General features: G+C 56.2%; 17 protein-coding genes. 11 read left to right on the top strand and 6 right to left on the bottom strand.

From position 1 onward, the window contains the following. The first annotated feature begins 70 nt into the window (after window positions 1-70). The 3 genes from AC0IXH_RS00580 to AC0IXH_RS00590 all read left to right on the top strand — a co-directional run bounded on the left by AC0IXH_RS00580 (window position 71) and on the right by AC0IXH_RS00590 (window position 2857). Window positions 71-751, top strand: a complete 681-nt coding sequence (locus AC0IXH_RS00580) for a response regulator transcription factor (RefSeq protein ID WP_013203304.1) — start codon at window positions 71-73, stop codon at window positions 749-751. Next, window positions 748-2097, top strand: a complete 1350-nt coding sequence (locus tag AC0IXH_RS00585; protein ID WP_013203303.1) for an ATP-binding protein — start codon at window positions 748-750, stop codon at window positions 2095-2097. Before AC0IXH_RS00580 ends, AC0IXH_RS00585 begins: the two co-directional genes overlap by 4 nt. 64 nt (window positions 2098-2161) lie before the next feature. After that, the gene (locus AC0IXH_RS00590) at window positions 2162-2857 is read left to right on the top strand and encodes a GntR family transcriptional regulator (protein ID WP_013203302.1); all 696 of its coding nucleotides are present in this window, start codon (window positions 2162-2164) and stop codon (window positions 2855-2857) included. Here the strand turns inward: AC0IXH_RS00590 and AC0IXH_RS00595 are convergent. After that, window positions 2854-4077 carry an amidohydrolase family protein gene (locus tag AC0IXH_RS00595; RefSeq protein WP_471719748.1) on the bottom strand — a complete coding sequence of 408 codons (1224 nt, stop codon included), beginning with the start codon at window positions 4075-4077 and terminating at the stop codon, window positions 2854-2856. The genes AC0IXH_RS00590 and AC0IXH_RS00595 overlap by 4 nt on opposite strands. A 148-nt stretch (window positions 4078-4225) precedes the next feature. On the opposite strand from AC0IXH_RS00595, the gene AC0IXH_RS00600 reads away from it, so the two are divergent. The 8 genes from AC0IXH_RS00600 to AC0IXH_RS00635 all read left to right on the top strand — a co-directional run bounded on the left by AC0IXH_RS00600 (window position 4226) and on the right by AC0IXH_RS00635 (window position 13135). Then, window positions 4226-4627, top strand: a complete 402-nt coding sequence (locus tag AC0IXH_RS00600; protein ID WP_106381737.1) for a nuclear transport factor 2 family protein — start codon at window positions 4226-4228, stop codon at window positions 4625-4627. Between the two features lie 259 nt (window positions 4628-4886). Next, on the top strand, window positions 4887-6461 hold the full coding sequence (locus tag AC0IXH_RS00605) for an ABC transporter substrate-binding protein (protein WP_346593970.1): 1575 nt from the start codon (window positions 4887-4889) through the stop codon (window positions 6459-6461). Between the two features lie 23 nt (window positions 6462-6484). After that, on the top strand, window positions 6485-7450 hold the full coding sequence (locus tag AC0IXH_RS00610; protein ID WP_053144442.1) for an ABC transporter permease: 966 nt from the start codon (window positions 6485-6487) through the stop codon (window positions 7448-7450). Window positions 7451-7460: 10 nt separating this feature from the next. Then, the gene (locus AC0IXH_RS00615; RefSeq protein ID WP_013203297.1) at window positions 7461-8429 is read left to right on the top strand and encodes an ABC transporter permease; all 969 of its coding nucleotides are present in this window, start codon (window positions 7461-7463) and stop codon (window positions 8427-8429) included. A gap of 14 nt (window positions 8430-8443) precedes the next feature. Further along, window positions 8444-9436 (top strand): ABC transporter ATP-binding protein, encoded by a 993-nt coding sequence (locus AC0IXH_RS00620; RefSeq protein ID WP_471721104.1) that lies wholly within the window; start codon window positions 8444-8446, stop codon window positions 9434-9436. Then, window positions 9433-10458 carry an ABC transporter ATP-binding protein gene (locus AC0IXH_RS00625; protein ID WP_471719749.1) on the top strand — a complete coding sequence of 342 codons (1026 nt, stop codon included), beginning with the start codon at window positions 9433-9435 and terminating at the stop codon, window positions 10456-10458. The genes AC0IXH_RS00620 and AC0IXH_RS00625 overlap by 4 nt, the downstream gene beginning before the upstream one ends. Beyond that, a complete protein-coding gene (locus tag AC0IXH_RS00630; protein WP_471719750.1) occupies window positions 10455-11645 on the top strand; it encodes an amidohydrolase family protein in 1191 nt (396 codons plus the stop codon). Before AC0IXH_RS00625 ends, AC0IXH_RS00630 begins: the two co-directional genes overlap by 4 nt. Beyond that, window positions 11633-13135: an amidohydrolase family protein gene (locus AC0IXH_RS00635; protein ID WP_471719751.1), complete on the top strand. Its 1503-nt coding sequence runs from the start codon at window positions 11633-11635 to the stop codon at window positions 13133-13135. Before AC0IXH_RS00630 ends, AC0IXH_RS00635 begins: the two co-directional genes overlap by 13 nt. Before the next feature lie 49 nt (window positions 13136-13184). Here AC0IXH_RS00635 and crr read toward each other — a convergent pair whose 3' ends face one another. The 5 genes from crr to cysZ form a co-directional block, all read right to left on the bottom strand. Beyond that, entirely contained in the window at window positions 13185-13688 is a 504-nt protein-coding gene (gene crr, locus AC0IXH_RS00640; protein ID WP_053144436.1) for a PTS glucose transporter subunit IIA, read from the bottom strand. A gap of 43 nt (window positions 13689-13731) precedes the next feature. Continuing rightward, window positions 13732-15459 carry a phosphoenolpyruvate-protein phosphotransferase PtsI gene (ptsI, locus tag AC0IXH_RS00645; RefSeq protein ID WP_013203291.1) on the bottom strand — a complete coding sequence of 576 codons (1728 nt, stop codon included), beginning with the start codon at window positions 15457-15459 and terminating at the stop codon, window positions 13732-13734. A 220-nt stretch (window positions 15460-15679) separates the two neighbouring features. Further along, window positions 15680-15937, bottom strand: a complete 258-nt coding sequence (gene ptsH, locus AC0IXH_RS00650; RefSeq protein WP_013203290.1) for a phosphocarrier protein Hpr — start codon at window positions 15935-15937, stop codon at window positions 15680-15682. Between the two features lie 392 nt (window positions 15938-16329). Continuing rightward, window positions 16330-17301, bottom strand: coding sequence for a cysteine synthase A (cysK, locus tag AC0IXH_RS00655; RefSeq protein ID WP_013203289.1), 972 nt, complete (start codon window positions 17299-17301; stop codon window positions 16330-16332). A gap of 129 nt (window positions 17302-17430) precedes the next feature. Next, complete coding sequence (gene cysZ / locus AC0IXH_RS00660) at window positions 17431-18192, bottom strand: sulfate transporter CysZ (protein ID WP_013203288.1); 762 nt, start codon at window positions 18190-18192, stop codon at window positions 17431-17433. Between the last annotated feature and the right edge of the window lie 179 nt (window positions 18193-18371).

Raw genomic sequence — 18371 nt, forward strand, 5'->3', positions numbered from 1 at the left:
TTAGGTAAAACCGGCTGCTATTAAGTCACCGACAGGTGAATATAGCGGCTGACTCACTGAGAGATGCTGTATGAAAATTTTACTGGTCGACGACGACCTCGAGCTGGGCACCATGCTCAGCCAGTACCTGATTGCTGAAGGCTTCGACGCTTCGCTGGTGTTAACCGGCAAAGCGGGCGTTGAAGGCGCACTGTCTGGCGAGTACAACGCGATGATCCTCGACATTATGCTGCCCGATATGAGCGGTATTGATGTGCTGCGCCAGGTCCGGCAGAACTGCCGCCTGCCGGTGATCATGCTGACCGCCAAAGGCGACAACATTGACCGGGTGATTGGCCTGGAAATGGGTGCCGATGACTACGTGCCGAAACCTTGCTATCCGCGCGAGCTGGTCGCCCGACTGCGCGCCGTACTGCGCCGCGTTGAAGAGCAGCCGGTGGTTGTCGAAAGCAAAGAGCTGGCAACCTGGGGCGATCTGACGCTGAATCCGGCCACGCGCATCAGCGAATGGAAAAAACAGGCGTTTGATTTAACGGCCTCGGAGTTCAACTTGCTCGATCTGCTGCTGCGTTCTCCTGACCGCGTGGTCTCGAAGGACGAGCTGTCTGAAAAAGGCCTTGGACGCCCGCGCGAAGCCTATGACCGCAGCGTCGACGTGCATATCAGCAACATCCGCCAGAAGCTGGCCGCCTTAACTAACGAGACGATCAACATCGAAACCGTGCGCAGCATTGGCTACCGTATCCGATGAAAGCAGGGTTTCGCGGGCTGTTGTTCTGGAAAATTTTGCTGGGCTTCTGGCTGACTTTTTTGATCATGAGCCAGTTTCTGTGGCTGAGCTTTTCCTTTTACGGCAAGCACCATGAGCCGCCGGAAAGCCTCGCGGCCCGGCGCATCGTCAATCTGCAGATGACCTCGGCGGTGTCGGTCCTGCAGCGCGGCGGCATGGACGCGCTGAATGATATGATGGCCGACTGGTCTGACAGCGACCGCCGTTTCTTCTCGGTGCAGGTGATGCAAAAGCCGCCGCAGGAAATTCCGCGCGGCGATTTGAATCGTGACCTGCGTCCGGGTGAGTTTCCTAAAGAAGTGATTGAGTGGGTAACTGGTGCCGACGGCCAGCAGTATCAGCTGCGCTACGATGTGCAGGGCCTGCGCGAAGACAGCCATATGGGCGGCCCGCGCCGCAGCTTCCTCAATATCCCCGAGCCGATGCTATTTTTGGCCGGCGGCGGCGGTTTACTCTTCAGCCTGATACTGGCATGGAACCTGACCCGACCGATGCGCCAGCTGCGCGCCGGGTTTGACCGCGTCTCCAAAGGCGATCTTTCGGTACGCCTGTTCCCGGTAATGCGACGTCGTTACGATGAGCTGTCGGTGGTGGCGCAGGATTTCGATGCAATGGTTGAGCGCCTTTCGGTGCTGGTGAAGGCGCGCGAAGAGCTGCTGCATGATGTCTCCCATGAATTACGCTCACCGCTGGCACGTTTGCAGCTCGCAACCGGACTGGCCCGCCAGACGCCGGAATCCGTTGGCCAGTCGCTGGATCGCATCGATGAAGAGGCGCGTCGTCTGGATAAGATGATTGGCGAACTGTTGACCCTCTCGCGGGCTGAACATGAAGCCATGCCCGACGAGCAGTACTTTGATTTACTGGGCCTGCTGGAAGCGGTGGCAAACGATGCCCGCTATGAAGCGCAAATCCCCGGCGTGGAAATCCTGCTGTTTGCCGACAAGAGCGGCGACTACACCGTTAAAGGGGATGCCAAGCTGATCCGTTCGGCGGTGGAAAACGTGGTGCGTAACGCGCTTCGCTACTCATTGCAGGGACAACGGGTGGTGATCAATCTGCGTCAGGAGCAGGGCTGGCTGAATATCAGCGTGATCGATCAGGGGCCGGGCGTGGATGCCGATAAGCTCTCCAGCATCTTCGATCCCTTTGTGCGGGTGAATTCGCCGCTGTCGGGAAAAGGCTACGGACTGGGGCTGTCGATCGTACGCAAAGTGCTGCTGGCCCATCAGGGCGAGGTCAGCGCAGTCAACGGCAAGAACGGCGGGCTGGAACTTACGTTACGTTTGCCACACTGGGTGGTTTAATTGTGCCGCACGGTGCTATGATTGTCGGCTTAAATCGTTAGCAATCACGTTCATGAGGTAAGGGATGAGTAAAGTTGCGACCAGCAAGCAACAGGAAGTCCAGCGGATCGTTGAAGCGTTGTCCATTGCCATCGCTCAGCATCGTTTAAAGCCGGGAACGCGACTGGTGGAAGCGCAAATTGTGGACGTGCTGGATGCCAACCGCAACCACGTTCAGTCGGCCCTGCAACGCATGGCGCTGCAGCATATCGTCACCATTGAGCCCAACCGTGGCGCGATGGTCGCGCAGCCAGAAGCCCGTGAAGCCCGTGAAATTTTTACTGCCCGCCGCGCCATCGAAAGCGCCATCATTGCCTGCATCACGCCTGAAAATATGGCTGCCCATCTGGCTGAGCTGGAAGCCCAGCAGCTGGCGGAAGTGAATGCCACTAAGCTTGATGACCGCCGGGAAATTGTCCGTGAGCTGAGCCAGTTTCATCTGCTGTTAGGCAAAGTCAGTGGCAATCAGGTGCTGAGTGAAATCCTCGCCAACCTGATGGTGCGCAGCTCGTTGATTGTGGCGCTTTACCAGCGTAACGATATTCCTTCCTGCCAGTGCGACGAGCACAGCGCAATTGTCAGCTCGCTGAAAGAGGGCGATCTGGCCCGTGCGCAGGCGATTATGATTGCCCATCTTAATGAGCTGGAGCAGCAGCTGGATCTGAATGACACCTCGCCAGATTCCCTGAGCCTGCGCCAGGCGCTGACGCTCTCTTCCTAGTCTCTGAGTAACTGCGCGGCCGGGCGATGAAAGGTTTGTCGCCCGCGCTTAAAGCCCATCAGCGGCACCGCAATTTCCCTCACGACCTCACACGCCTGCGCGCTGGCAAACACCACAAAATCAGCCTGACATCCCGGCGTTAAGCCATAGTTTTTTAGCCGCAACATTTTCGCCGACTGGCTGGAGATCCACGCCAGGCAGCGCAGCATTTCTGCTGACGTGGCCAGCTGCGTGACGTTGGCAAACAGGTTTGCCTGACGCACCAGCGACGCATCGCCATACGGCGTGAACGGGTTGCCAATGTTGTTGCTGGAGAGTGAGCAGGTCACGCCGCAGCGATCGAGCGTGGCCAGCGGCGCAACGCCACGCGGCTTCAGCTGAAACTGGTCACGGCCAGTGAGAAACAGGTCGGTGGCAGGCAGGGCGGTGATCTGCACGCCCGCGTTCGCCAGCCGGTGTGCCAGCGCGATCAGCTGCGGTTCAGCCAGGGCTGCGAGACGTGTCGCATGGCCCAGCGTGACCCGGCCCGCCATCTGCCAGCGTTCGGTGGCGGCAATCACATAGTCCATGTTGCTGCTGTCGGCCTGCAGATCGAAGTCCAGATGGAAATCGAGATCCACCTGCCAGCGAGCGGCCAGCGCAAACAGGCGGTCAATCTGCCCGCAGGGATCGCTGTCGGTATACGGGCAGCCGCCCAGCAGATCGGCACCTGAAGCCAGCGCGTCCTCCAGCAACGCCTCGGTGCCCGGATTGTTCAGCAAGCCTTCCTGCGGGAAAACGCACAGGCTGAGATCGATCGCCCACGCATAATCCGCTTTCAGCCGTTTGATCGCCTTAAACCCGGTGAGCCCAATCTGTGGATCGATTTCGATATGCGTGCGGATCCAGCTGGTGCCCTGCAAAATGGCCTGCTCCAGCACCTTCGCCCCGCGCTGATAGACATCCTCTTCGCTAAAAGTGGCTTTCGCCAGCCGGGTTTGTTCGATGGCTTCGCCGAGCGTGCCCTTGTGCAGCTGGCAGCGGGACAAAATACAGGCTTTATCCAGATGAAGATGGGTTTCCACCAGCCCCGACAGCACCAGATTGCCGCCTAAATCGACGGTGGAACAGCCGGGGATTGCTTTCTCAGGCGAGGAGATAAAGCGGCCGTCTTGCACCCACAGGGTTTGAAGCCGGTCGCTGTGGGCCAGCCGGGCATGAATAAACTGAACAGCACTCATGGTGAATCCTTAATTGCTAGCAATATTATAATTATCTCTAGCAATTTAGATGCCATTTTGTTATTCCTCACCCCATCCGGGCTGACCAGCGCCGGTATGGCGCTGACGGAATCCCCTGATGCCTGTTCAAGTAAAACTGGAGAAAACCATGACTAACGATTGTTCAGCGGTTGATCTCGTCAAAGACTTTTTGGCGGCATCAATGGCACCGGACCCGGTGCTGGCGGCCACCTATATGACCAAAGATGTAAAAATCACCTTCACCGGACGGCGCGAAATGCCCGATCCGCAGGCGATCACGGCATTTAACGGTGCCCGCTATCAATGGGTAAAAAAACAGTTGGGGCAGTTCGACTGGATGGATCGGGGCGATCACGTTGTGGTCTATGCGACCGGCACGCTGTATGGCCAGTGGCCCGATGGCCGCGAGTTTGCCGGCAATCGCTACGTCGACCGTTACGAAGTGCGTGAAGGTAAAATCACCCATATGGACGTGCTGAACGACAGCGCTGAATGGATCCTGACGCCAGAAATCGGCCGCACGGCCTGATCCCCACAGGAGCGGATCGCTTCCGCTCCTGCCGCTTTGCACCAATACGGTGTGTTTTCCTGCTTTTTTTGTTCCATTTTTGGGCAACTCAATCTGCACTGCTTTTTCTCCCCTCCGCCTAATCTCCCGTGTTATCAGCTTATTTTTTCTTTTCTGCGATCTGGCACAGTTAATGCTAGCAATGATTGCTAGCAATTAAAGGGTTTGTTGCTATTTGTTTAAGGTGCCTCTTCTTTCACTGTTACCTCCAGGCGGAAAAATGAAAAAAGTCATGGTTACACTGTTGTTGGGTCTGATTGCTTCTCCGTGGGCAAAGGCTGAAAACGTCGTACGTTGGGCCGTTGCCGCAGATATTCCCACGCTGGACCCTTACGCCTATGCCTCTACCACGGCGTTGACCTTCCAGAACCATATCTATGAAGCGTTATTGCAGCGCGATAACGACCTGAAGCTGCAGCCGACGCTGGCGACAGGCTGGGAATATGTTAACGACACCACGCTGCGCTTTACCCTGCGTCAGGGCGTTAAGTTCCAGAACGGTGATGACTTTGATTCGGCCGATGTGGTGGCGTCCATTGCGCGCGTCACCGATCCGGCTTCCGGCATCCGTGCCAACGCATCCACCATCAAAGATGCGGTGGCCGTCGACAAGTACACCGTCGATATTCATCTGAAAGAGAAAAGCGGTATCGCGCTGAATGAACTGAGCGGCGTGATGATGATGGACAAGGAGTGGATGGCACAGCATAACGCGCTGTCACCGACCAGCATGAGCCAGGGAACCGAAGGCTTCGCCACCAATAACACCAACGGCACCGGACCGTTTATGCTGCAAAGCCGCCAGCGTGAAGCGCAGATGGTGCTGGTGCGTAACCCCGACTGGTGGAACAAGGCGCATTCGCAAACCAACATTGACCGCATTATTTTCAAACCGATCACCGCCGACGCCACGCGTCTCTCCGGCATTCTGGCGGGCGAATACGATTTGGTGACCAGCGTGCCGTTGCAGGATATCGCCCGGCTGAATCAGGATCGGACGCTGCAAACCCTGATCAGTCCCTCGTTGCGCGTCGACTTCCTTACCTTTAACCTGCGCGACACCCTGAATGCCGGCAACGTCGACGGCAAAAACCCGCTGAAAGATCTGCGCGTGCGGCAGGCCCTGATGATGGCGGTGAACCGCGAGGCCATCGTGCAAAAAATCATGCGCAAAATGACCAGCGTCGCCAATACCTATCTGGCACCGGCCATTCCTGGCTATGACGCGGCCAGCGCCATCACGCTGGACTACAACCCGGAAAAAGCCAAAGCGTTGCTGGCCGAAGCGGGTTACGGCAAAGGCTTTTCACTGGCATTTGACTGCCCGGAAGGGATGTATATGAACGCGCCGCAGTGGTGCCAGGCGGTGCAGAGCTACTGGGCAAAAATCGGCGTCAAAACCACGCTGACCATGCATACCAACAGCGTTTACAACCAGATCACCGATAACGGCAAAACCGATATTGGCGTGCTGGGCTGGGCGAACCTGCCGATTATGGATGCCTACAGCATTTCCGTGCAGCTGCTGCATACCAATGACGGCAGCGGCTACGGCATGTTCAACGTGCCGCGCTACTCGAATCCCGCCGTCGATAAGCTGATCGAGCAGTCTATCCCGGAGCTGGACAGCGCGAAACGAACCGAAATGCTGCGTCAGGAGATCAACCTGGCGCAGGCAGACCTGCCGTTTATGCCGATGCATTTCGAGCCGGTGGTGTGGGTGGCGAAGAAAAATATCGCCATCAAGCAGAGCCCGGACAACGTGGTGCGCCTGTGGTACAGCAGCGTTAAGTAACCCTCTGAACGGACAGATGACCTATGCCTCTCTTTCTGATTAAGAAGTTGATTCAGGCGCTGTGTCTGATGGTGGTGGTGGCGTTTATCGCCTTCTCGATGTTCCAGTATCTGGGCGATCCGGTGAATAACATGCTGCCGGAAAGCGCCACCCAGGCGGAACGGATGCAGCTGAGAAATTCGTTAGGATTGAGCGATCCGATGCTGACGCAGTTTCTGCACTTTATGCAGCGCATCCTGCACGGCGATTTTGGCATCTCCTATTACAACCAGGTCGATGTGTTCCATCTGATTATGGAACGCCTGCCCGCCACGCTGGAACTGGTGTTTGTGGCGGTGGTGCTGTCGCTGGTGGTGGGATTTCCGTTGGGCGTCTGGTCGGCTATCAGCAAGAACCGGGTGATGCCCGGCCTGATCCAGGGCTTGTCGTTAATCGGCATCTCGTTACCCAGCTTTCTGACCGGCATCCTGCTGATCATCATCTTCTCGGTGTGGCTGGGCTGGTTCCCTTCCAGCGGGCGCGGTGACACGGTGCATCTGGGCTTCTGGAGTACCGGCCTGTTAAGCCTGAGCGGCTGGCGCTCGGTGATCCTGCCGGCGATTTCGCTGTCGCTGTTTATGATCACCCTGATTATCCGCCTGGTAAGAACGCAGATGCTGGAGGTGATGGGCACCGATTACATCAAGTTCGCCCGGGCGCGAGGGCTGAAGTCCCGCAGCATCTGGTTCCATCACGCGCTGCGTAATGCGCTGCTGCCGGTGGTGACCATTATCGGCCTGCAAATCGGCGGGCTGATCGCCTTCGCCATCGTCACCGAAACTGTGTTCCAGTGGCCAGGCATGGGACTGCTGTTTATTCAGGCGATTAACTATGTCGATATCCCGGTGATTTCGGCCTATCTGATTTTTATCGCACTGATTTTTATCGTTATTAATACCACGGTCGATCTGCTCTATTTCCTGATCGATCCACGAATGAAAAAACAGTGAGGGCGGAATAATGAAAATGCCACAAAACCCGGCCGTAGCCGCGCCCAGCGGGAGCCTGACCCGGTTACGTCAGCGCCTTTCGGCCTGGCGGGACAGTGATTTTCTTTGGCTGTTCTGGCGCTCAAAACCGGTGGTGCTGGCCTTTATCTGGACGCTGGTGCTGCTGCTGGCGGCGTTGTTCAGCCACTGGCTGGCACCGCACGCGATTTTTGACAGTTCCAGCTTCGATCTGATGGATTCAGAACTGCCGCCGGCCTGGCTGGAGGCCGGCGATCCGCGCTTCTGGCTGGGAACGGATGTGCAGGGCCGGGATGTGCTCTCCTTAATTCTTTACGGCTTAAGCATCTCCTTAACGGTTGGGGTGATCAGCGTGGGCTGCTCGCTGGTGGTGGGCACGCTGCTCGGGGTGATCAGCGGATATCTCGGCGGCTGGGTGGACACGCTGATCATGCGGCTTGCCGACGCGATGTTAAGTATTCCCACCATTATGTTTTCACTGTTGATCAGCGGCGTGGCGCGAGGGCTGGTGCCGAAAGAGATGTACGGTGCGGTGGCGATGCCGGTGATTGTGCTGGCGATTACCCTGACCGGCTGGATGCAGTATGCCCGCACCATCAGAAGCCTGACGCTGCTGGAGAAGCAGAAAGAGTATGTCCAGGCGTCCCGCGTCAGCGGTGGCGGCACCCTGCATATCATGTTTGCCCATATCCTGCCGAACGTCATCAGCCCGCTGTCGGTGCTGGCGACCCTGCATCTTGGAATGGCGATCCTTACTGAAGCCACGCTCTCGTTCCTCGGCGTCGGCATGCCGCCGGATCAACCTTCGCTGGGCACGCTGATCAACGAAGGCAATCAGTTTTTATTCTCGGGTCAGTGGTGGGTGGTGTTATTCCCGGCGCTGGTGTTGGTGACGCTGTCGCTGGCGTTTAACGTGCTGGGCGACTGGCTGCGCGATGTGCTTAACCCGCGCCTGCGCTAAGTGAGAAAAGAATGATGAATCCTGACGCGATTGAAATTGAACCGTTGCTGGAAGTGAAGCAACTTTCGGTGGAATTCCTGCACCGTAAAGGCGATGTGCAGGCGCTGCATGAGGTCAGCTTCTCGCTGAAGCCGGGGGAAATCCTCGGCATCGTTGGCGAATCCGGTGCGGGGAAATCGCTGACCGGCGCGGCGATCAGCGGATTGCTGACCCTGCCGGGCCGCATCAGCGGTGGCGAAATCCGCTTTAATCACCAACGCATTGATAACCTGAAAGAGGAACCCCGCCGCAAGCTGCGTGGCAAAGCGATTGGTTGCATCTTCCAGGATCCGCTGACCAGCCTGAATCCGGTGTTGACCATCGGCGACCAGCTGACCGAAACCATTGCCACCCATCTCAAGCTCTCCGCGTCGGCCTGTCGCCAGCGGGCGATTGATTTGATGACCGAAGTCGGCATCAGCAGCCCGGAAATGCGTATGGACCAGTACCCGCATCAGCTTTCGGGTGGGTTACGTCAGCGCATCGTTATCGCGCTGGCGCTGTGCGTCGATCCGCAGCTGGTGATCGCCGATGAACCGACCACGGCGCTGGATGTGTCGGTGCAGGCGCAGGTGCTGGCGCTGCTGCGGCGGTTATGCAAACAGCACCAAACCGCCGTGATGCTGATTACCCATGATATGGGCGTGATCGCCGAAATTTGCGATCGGGTAGCGGTGATGTACGCCGGCAGACTGGTAGAGATTGGGCCGGTTGCCGATGTCATTCACCATCCCCGTCATCCCTATACCCAGGGGTTGATGGCGTCTATTCCGTCGATGCATCAACGCCAGGAATTCCTCACCCAGATTGAAGGCGCGATGCCGCGTCTGACGCAACTGCCGTCGGGCTGTACCTTCCATCCGCGCTGCACGCACTGTACGGCACACTGTCGTCAACAGGAGCCCGCCTTGCTGACTGTCGGCTCATCAAGCGTCGCCTGTCTTAACCTGCCTGGGAGTTCGCTATGAAACCCGTTGCCTCTCCACGCGTGGTGCTGTCGGTCAAGGATCTGCATATCAGTTTTCGGGTCGGTCAGCGCAGCCTGTTCAGCAAAGGTAAGCCGCCGCGGCTGCAGGCAGTGCGCGGTATCAGCTTCGATATTCGTCAGGGCGAAACCTTCAGCCTGGTCGGCGAATCCGGCTGCGGTAAATCGACGGTGGCGCGCGCGCTGGCCGGGCTTTATCAGCCGGAAGCAGGCGAGATCGCTTTTGCCGGGCAAACGTTAGATCCACAGGCGGCACCTTCTGCCAGCGGCATTCAGATGATTTTTCAGGATCCCTACGCCAGCCTGAATCCCCGCTGGCGAATCGAGCGGATTATTGCCGAGCCTCTGTGCCTGCAAAAGCGGGTAGGGCACTACCGTCAGGCGCGGCAGCAATGTATTGCTCTGCTGGAGCAGGTGGGGCTGACGGCGGCTGATATGGAGAAATATCCGCACCAGTTTTCAGGCGGGCAGCGGCAGCGAATCTCTATCGCCCGGGCGCTGGCAACCCAGCCACGATTTTTGATCTGTGATGAGCCTACCTCGGCGCTGGATGTGTCGGTGCAGGCGCAGGTGCTGAACCTGATGCGCAAGCTTCAGCGCGAGCTGGGGCTGACCTACTTTTTTATCAGCCATAATATGTCGGTGATTTCGCACTTCTCCGATCGCGTGGGCGTGATGTATCTGGGGCGCATCGTTGAGACCGGCACCGTCGAGGAGATTTTCAGTCATCCGGCGCACCCTTATACCCGTCTGCTGATGGCCGCCATCCCCAATCTTGCGGGCAACACTCGTGAACGCAGCGCATTAACCGGCGAGGTTCCCAGCCCCTTAAATCCGCCTTCCGGCTGTGCCTTCCACCCGCGTTGTCCGCACGCCACGGCGAAATGCCGCAGTGAAGCGCCCGTAATTCATTCCCGCTCGGCCAGCCATCAGGTGGAATGCCATTTCCCCGAGCTGGCGTTACAGCCTCAGCAATCCCTTATCACAGGAGCAGCAACCTTATGACCTTATTGATTAAGCAGGCGACGGCATTTGACCATCATCAACCCGAAGACTGGCTGCTGGAGCAGGGTAAAATCGTGGCCAGAGCCGCGACGTTGCCCGCACCGACCGCTGACTGTACGCTGATTGATGGCCGCGGCTTCCAGCTTTTCCCAGGCCTGGTGGATGGGCACGCGCACATTGATAAAAGCGTCTGGGGACGCGACTGGTATCACAACGATGTGCCACGGGATCTGACGGCGATTATCGCCAACGAACGGGACTATCGCCGCAATCAGCAGCCGGATATTCAGCTGCAATCGGAGCGGATAGTCCGTGAGTGCATCAGCCACGGCACCGCGTTTATCCGTAGCCATATCGACATCGATAACGAATGCGGGCTGAATAACCTTGCTGGCGTGCTGGCTACCAAAGAAACGCTGCGCGGGCAGGTGGATATTGAAACCGTCGCCTTCCCGCAGAGCGGGATTTTGCGCAGTCCGGGAACGGAAGCACTGCTGGAAAAAGCGCTGCAGATGGGGGCCGATCTGATTGGCGGACTGGATCCCTGCTCGTATGAAAAGGATCCGGTTAAACACCTCGATATCATTTTCCGCCTGGCGACGAAATATGGCAAAGGCGTGGACATTCACCTGCATGAGCTGGGTGAACTGGGGGCGTTCAGCACCGAGCTGATCATCAACCGCACGCGGGAATACGGTTTAGCTGGCAAAGTGACCATCAGTCACGCCTTCTGCCTCGGGATGGCTGATGCCGACGCGCAGAAACGCTTTGCCGACCAGCTTGCGGAGCTGGACATCGCCATCGCCACCACTGCGCCTACTAACGTCGCCGTTCCGCCTTTCGATCTGCTGCGTGCCGCAGGCGTGCGGGTCTGCGCCGGGAATGACGGCGTGCGCGATACCTGGAACCCCTATGGCAACGGCGATATGTTGCAGCGCGCGATGCTGATGGGCTTACGCTACCGCTGGCGCAAGGACAGTGAAATCCTCAAGGCTGCGCGAACCGTTACCGAAGGCGGCGCGGAGGTGATGCGGCTGGAAAATTACGGTCTGAACGTTGGCTGTCGGGCGGATATGGTGCTGGTGCCGGCCCGCGCGATGGCTGAAGCGATCGCCTGCCCGCCGTCGGGACGCACCGTGATCAAACAGGGCGTGGTGATTGCCCGCAACGGGGAGTGCCTGTTTTGACCGATATCCCGCAGAAAGTCAGCCGCATCCGGGCGCGCTGGGTGGTTGGCTATGAAAACGGCGATCATCAGCTTTTTCAGGATGGCGAAGTGGTCTGGCAGGGCGCGCAGATACTTTTTGTCGGCCATGGTTATCCGGGCAAGGTTGATGATGAGATTGAAGCCGGAAATGCGCTGGTGGGGCCCGGTTTTATCGACCTGGACGCGCTGGGCGATGTCGATACTACCGTGCTGGGATTTGATAACCAGCCCGGCTGGCGTAAGGGCCGGGTTGTCGCCGCCGACTGGGTCCGGCGCGACCTGTACAGCCGGGACCAGCTCGACTTCAGTAAACGCTATGCTTACAGCCAGCTGTTACGCAACGGCATTACCACCGCACTTCCCATCACCTCAATCCTCTATCGCGAGTGGGCAGAAACCTTTGATGAATACTGCTACGCCGCTGACGTGGCGGAATCGCTGGGCATCCGCGCTTATCTTGGTCCGGCCTTTATGGCTGGCTACCACGTAGTGGAAGCCGACGGTAGCATTACTCTGCGGCTGGATGAAGCCAAAGGTCTGCACGGACTTGAGCAGGCGGTGGCGTTTGTCGACCGGCTGTCGGCGCGGAACTGCGCAACGGTTAAAGGTATGCTGGCACCGGATCGAATTGAAGGTGGCACGCCCGCGCTGTTTAACGGTCTCTCACAGGCTGTTAACGCGCTGCGCTGTCCGACACGCCTGCACTGTTGCCAAAGCCAGCTGGAGGTCAATGAGGTGGCTTCCCGCTTTGCAGGCAAGAGCTCGCTGGAAGTGCTGGAGGATTTCTCGCTGCTCAATCGCCATATGCTGTTACCGCATGGGCAGTTTTTAGGTGGTCCTCAGCCTGACAGCGTGAAGATCTCCGCAGACATCGCGCGGCTGGCGGCGTCGCAGGCCACGCTGATTTCCTGTCCGCTGGTGTCAGGGCGGCACGGTAAATATCTCGAATCCTTCGACGAGCTGCGTGAGAAGGGCGTAAACCTTGCGCTTGGCACCGATACCTTCCCGCCCGATATGATCAGCAATATGCATCTCGGCACTATTCTGAGCCGCGTGGTGGCGTCGGACAGCGCTGCAGCCAGCGCGGCCGAATATTACCGCATGGCAACGCTGGGCGGTGCCAAAGCCCTTGGCAGAGAGGATTTAGGGCGACTGGCTGCGGGCGCGCAGGCGGATATTGTGCTGTTCGATCTGGATGAACCGGCGATGGGGCAGGTTTTTGATCCGATCACCGCGTTGGTGATTAACGGCAACGGCCGCGATGTGCAGGGCGTGATTGTGGCAGGAGAGAAGGTGTTGTGGGACCGACAGCTGGTTAAGCCGGGTTTTGATCTCGATCGGCTGCATCAACAGGCGGGCGTTCAGCTTACCGAGTTGCAGCAAACCTATCCGGAGCGAAGCTGGCAGCATCCTGAGGTCAGCGAGATATTTCGCTCTTCGTTCCCCATCCGACGCGGCAAACAGCCATAAAAAAAGCCCCCTGACTGCTCAGGGGGCTCTGTTTCAGACGCAAAACCGATTACTTACGGATACGGATCACAGGTGTTTCACCCACGACCACAGAACCTGTCAGTTTAACCAGCTCTTTGATCTCATCCATGTTGGAGATGACGACCGGCGTCAGCGTTGATTTCGCTTTTTCTTCCAAAAGTGCCAGGTCGAACTCGATAACGACGTCGCCTTTTTTCACTTTCTGGCCTTCTTCAGCGATGCGCTTGAAGCCTTCACCCTTCAGTTCAACCGTATCAATTCCGAAGTGGACAAACAGCTCGATGCCGTTGTCTGACTCGATGGAAAATGCATGATTGGTTTCGAAAATTTTACCGATGGTGCCATCAACCGGCGCAACCATTTTATTGCCAGTAGGTTTGATAGCGATACCGTCGCCAACAATTTTCTCCGCAAACACTACGTCCGGTACGTCTTCGATATTGACGATTTCACCAGACAGTGGCGCTACGATCTCAATGGCTCCAGATGCGGTATCTGACTTATCGCCAAAAAGTTTTGAAAACAAACCCATGATCTTCTCCTAAGCAGTAATATTGGGCCAGCGTCTACACATCTTAGCAGAGTGTTTTTTCTTCAATGAACTTGTTAACCAGGTTCATCAACTCATCCGCTGTCGGTTGAGCCATAGCCTGCTCTGCTAATGCCTTCGCATCTTCAAAATTCGTATTACGAATAATTTTCTTGATGCGTGGGATAGAAATGGCACTCATGCTGAATTCGTCCAGCCCCATTCCCAATAACAACAGTGTAGCACGTTCATCGCCAGCCAGCTCACCACACATCCCTGTCCATTTGCCTTCAGCATGAGACGCATCAATAACTTGCTTGATAAGTGTCAGTACGGAAGGGGTCATCGGGTTGTACAGATGCGAGATCAGATCGTTACCACGGTCAACCGCCAGCGTGTACTGCGTCAGGTCGTTGGTACCAATACTGAAGAAATCAACTTCTTTAGCCAGATGATGGGCAATTGCCGCTGAAGCCGGTGTTTCCACCATAATGCCCACTTCAATGGTCTCATCAAAGGCTTTGCCTTCTTCGCGCAGCTGCGCTTTCAGCGTTTCCAGCTCGCCTTTCAGGGTGCGAACTTCTTCGACCGAAATGATCATCGGGAACATGATGCGCAGCTTGCCGAAAGCGGAAGCACGCAGGATAGCGCGCAGCTGAGCATGCAGGATTTCCGGACGGTCCATCGCGATACGGATGGCGCGCCAGCCGAGGAATGGGTTGTCTTCTTTTGGCAGGTTCATGTACGGCAGATCTTTATCGCCGCCGATGTCCATGGTGCGCACGATCACTGCCTGCGAGCCCATCGCTTCAGCCACGGCTTTATAAGCCTGGAACTGCTCTTCTTCGGTAGGCAGGGAGTCACGGTCCATAAACAGGAATTCGGTGCGGTACAGGCCGACACCTTCTGCGCCGTTACGCTCAGCGCCGGCGACGTCGCGCACGGTACCGATGTTGGCACAGACTTCAACCTGATGGCCATCAAGCGTAATCGCCGGCAGATCTTTCAGTTTCGCCAGGTCGTTTTTCTCGCCCACGTACTGCGCGTGAATCGCCTTCAGCTCTTCAATTTTTTCTGCGGTTGGATTGACGTAAATCTGGTTGTTTACGCCGTCCAGAATCAGATAGTCGTCATTCTTAACCTGAGAGGTGACATTGCCGGTACCGACGATGGCAGGGATCTCAAGGGAACGCGCCATAATCGAGGTGTGTGAGGTACGGCCACCCAGATCGGTAATAAAGCCGAGCACCTTGTCGAGGTTCAGCTGTGCGGTCTCTGACGGCGTCAGATCCTTGGCAACCAGCAGCACTTCATCAGCAATGGCGCTGAGATCGACGATGTGCAGACCCAGAATATTCTGCAACAGACGCTTACCGATGTCGCGCACGTCAGCCGCACGCTCTTTCAGGTATTCATCATCCAGCTCTTCTAACGCTTTCGCCTGGCCTTCAATCACAGAGTGAGCAGCCGCGTCGGCAGAAGACAGATCGTCTTTAATCAGGGCTATGATTTCCTGTTCCAGCTCTTCATCTTCCAGCAGCATAATATGCCCTTCGAAGATGGCCGCTTTCTCTTCACCCAGCGATTCGCCGGCTTTGATGCGGATCGCTTCCAGCTGGCTTGCAGCCTTGGTGCGACCGTCGAGAAAACGCTGAACTTCTTGCTCAACCTGGTCGGCAGCAATTTTTTTCCGGTTGATGACTATCTCATCTTCTTTCAGCAGAAGCGCTTTGCCAAAAGCGATACCCGGTGATGCTAAAATACCTGAAATCATAACCCTACCTTTTTAATTACTAGTAATCACCCGGGGCGAACAACCCAGAATCTGTGGGTCAATCACCTCAGCGAGCCAGCCTCTATGTAGGCGACAGCGTAACACGCTGGCTGCTCCCGGTTTGCACAGAAACGTACTTTACGAAAGCAACAACGCGGACATGCTGTCCGCGATCAATATGTTTGCACTAATTTTACTGGCTCAGCGTGAGAAGAGGCGCTTATTCGAGCTCTGCCATCAGCTTGACCAGATGCTCAACCGCTTTCTGCTCGTCTTCACCTTCAGCAGACAGCATCACCACAGTTCCCTGAGTCAGGCCCAGAGTCTGCAGCTTGAACAGGCTTTTCGCGCTGGCTGATTTGCCGTTAGAGGTCACGGTGATGTCTGATGCAAAAGCTTTCGCTTCTTTCACGAACTGTGCAGCAGGGCGGGTATGAAGGCCGTTAGGTGCGGTGATGGTAACTTCTTGCTGGAACATGCTTTTTCCCCAACTTATTTTGTTTGATGTTATCGACCTAAAGTCTAGCCTGGTGACCGGACTTTAGCCTGTATGTGTCGCGCTGGCCTGCGTACAAAGACGCGCCAAAAAATGCGCTGTTTAAGGGTAGGGTGGAGGCGGAGTAAAACCTGTTACGCGCCATCACTAACCTGTTCCCATTATGCCGCGAATTGTGCCGTAGCGCCAAACCAGTAAATCGATTCAGCTTGATCCATCTCACGCGGCGATTAATTTTGTGGATCGAAATAATGGCAGCTTAGATACCAGACACTGACGGGTAAAAGCAATCTGCAGGATGGCAAAACTTTGATGTGCTCCACAAAAAAGCACCCGTTTGGGTGCTTTTTTAGACAAATCCGCCTGCTGCAGCGTTACTGCTGCAATTCTTTCTCGGTGAAGAGATCGGCAAACAGCGCAGTACTCAAATAGCGTTCGCCGGAGGACGGCAAAATCACCACGATGGTCTTATTAGCGAAGGCTTCTTCTTCCTGCAGCTTCAGTGCTGCAGCAACCGCCGCACCGGAAGAGATGCCGGCCAGAATCCCTTCTTCTTCCATCAGACGACGGGCAGTAGAAATGGATTCTTCGTTGGTGATCGCCACCACGCGGTCAATCAGGTTCAGGTCGAGGTTGCCTGGGATAAACCCGGCACCGATACCCTGGATTTTGTGCGGACCAGGCTTGATCTCTTCGCCTGCTAACGCCTGAGCGATAACCGGAGAATCCGTTGGCTCTACTGCAACGGTGATCAAATCCTTTTTGCCTTTGGTATTTTTCAGATAACGGCTAACGCCGGTCAGCGTTCCGCCGGTACCGACACCGGCGATAAACACATCCACGTTGCCATCGGTGTCTTCCCAGATTTCAGGACCGGTGGTTTTTTCGTGGATTTCTGGGTTGGCTGGGTTGCTGAACTGCTGCAACAGCACGAATTTGTCCGGATTGCTGGCAACCACTTCTTCCGCTTTGGCGATGGCACCTTTCATGCCTTTTGCGCCTTCGGTCAGGATCAGGTTGGCACCCAGCGCTTTAAGCAGCTTGCGGCGCTCAACGCTCATCGTTTCCGGCATGGTCAGCGTCAGCTTGTAACCGCGCGCAGCGGCAACATAGGCCAGTGCGATACCGGTGTTACCGCTGGTTGGTTCAACCAGTTCAACACCTGGCTTCAGAATGCCACGTTTCTCTGCGTCCCAAATCATATTGGCACCGATACGGCATTTTATGCTGAAGCTCGGGTTACGGGATTCCACTTTTACCAGAATGCGACCGTTACCGATGCGGTTCAGACGAACCAACGGTGTATGACCGATTGTTAAAGAGTTGTCTTCATAAATCTTACTCATAGCCCGTCCTTAACTGTATGAAAAATTGGGAACGCAGAAAGCATACCCGCTTCAGTTTCTCAAGGAAGTGAAGAAATCGTATATATATATGTTATGCAGAAATAAGGGCAATGGAAATGGCATAAGGCCCTACGCCACTCGCCCGAGCGTCGTGCGATAGCGGTCAACCCACATCGCTGTCGCGCCACAAACCGCCACCGGCATGATCGCCAAATTCAGAATAGGGACCATGGTGAACAGGCTGACCAGCGCGCCAAACTGCATGTTGTCGGTCTTGTTTTGCCGCAATGCCATGCGCATCTGCTGGAAGCTGACTTTATGGTTATCGAACGGATAGTCACAGTACTGAATCGACAGCATCCAGGCGCTAAACAGGAACCACAGCACCGGCGCAACGGTCTGGCCAAAGCCCGGCACAAAGTAAAGGATCAACAGCACAATCGCGCGGGGCAGGTAGTAGGCCAGCTTTTGCCATTCGCGTTTCATGATGCGCGGAAGGTCTTTCACCAGACCGGCCCAGCCACTGTCTGGCAGCGGCTTGCCCGTTAATCTGGCTTCAAGCTGCTCGGCCAACAGGCCACAGAACGGCGCGGCTATCCAGTTGGCAATGGTGGAGAAGAAATAACTGAACACCAATACGATTGAAATAACGGTCAGCGGCCAGAGCAAATAGCTTAGCCATTGCAGCCAGTCGGGAACTTTAGCCATCAGGGCCGGGAGCCACTGGCCAAGTTGCCAGAACAGCCAGATAAAAGCACCGCCCATTAGCAGGACGTTGATCGCCAATGGCACAATCACAAAGCGGCGGATGCCCGGCAAGCGGATCAACTTCCAGCCCTGCGAAAAATAGTGAATGCCATTAACAGAAGGTGGGGTATTTGTCGGGGCCATGGTCTGATTTTCTCCTTACAGACGGTGTTGCAACGCTAGCATAACTCAGCTATTTGCGCTGACCAGTGCGCTTTTGAACGAAAAAACAGCAAAAAACCGTGTTGATGCACGCTTATTTGTCAGAAAATACTGCACGGACTTGCACTTGTTAACCAGGGCAAATACAGTTAGAGGATAAA

The sequence above is a fragment of the Erwinia sp. AC075 genome, assembly GCF_979253995.1.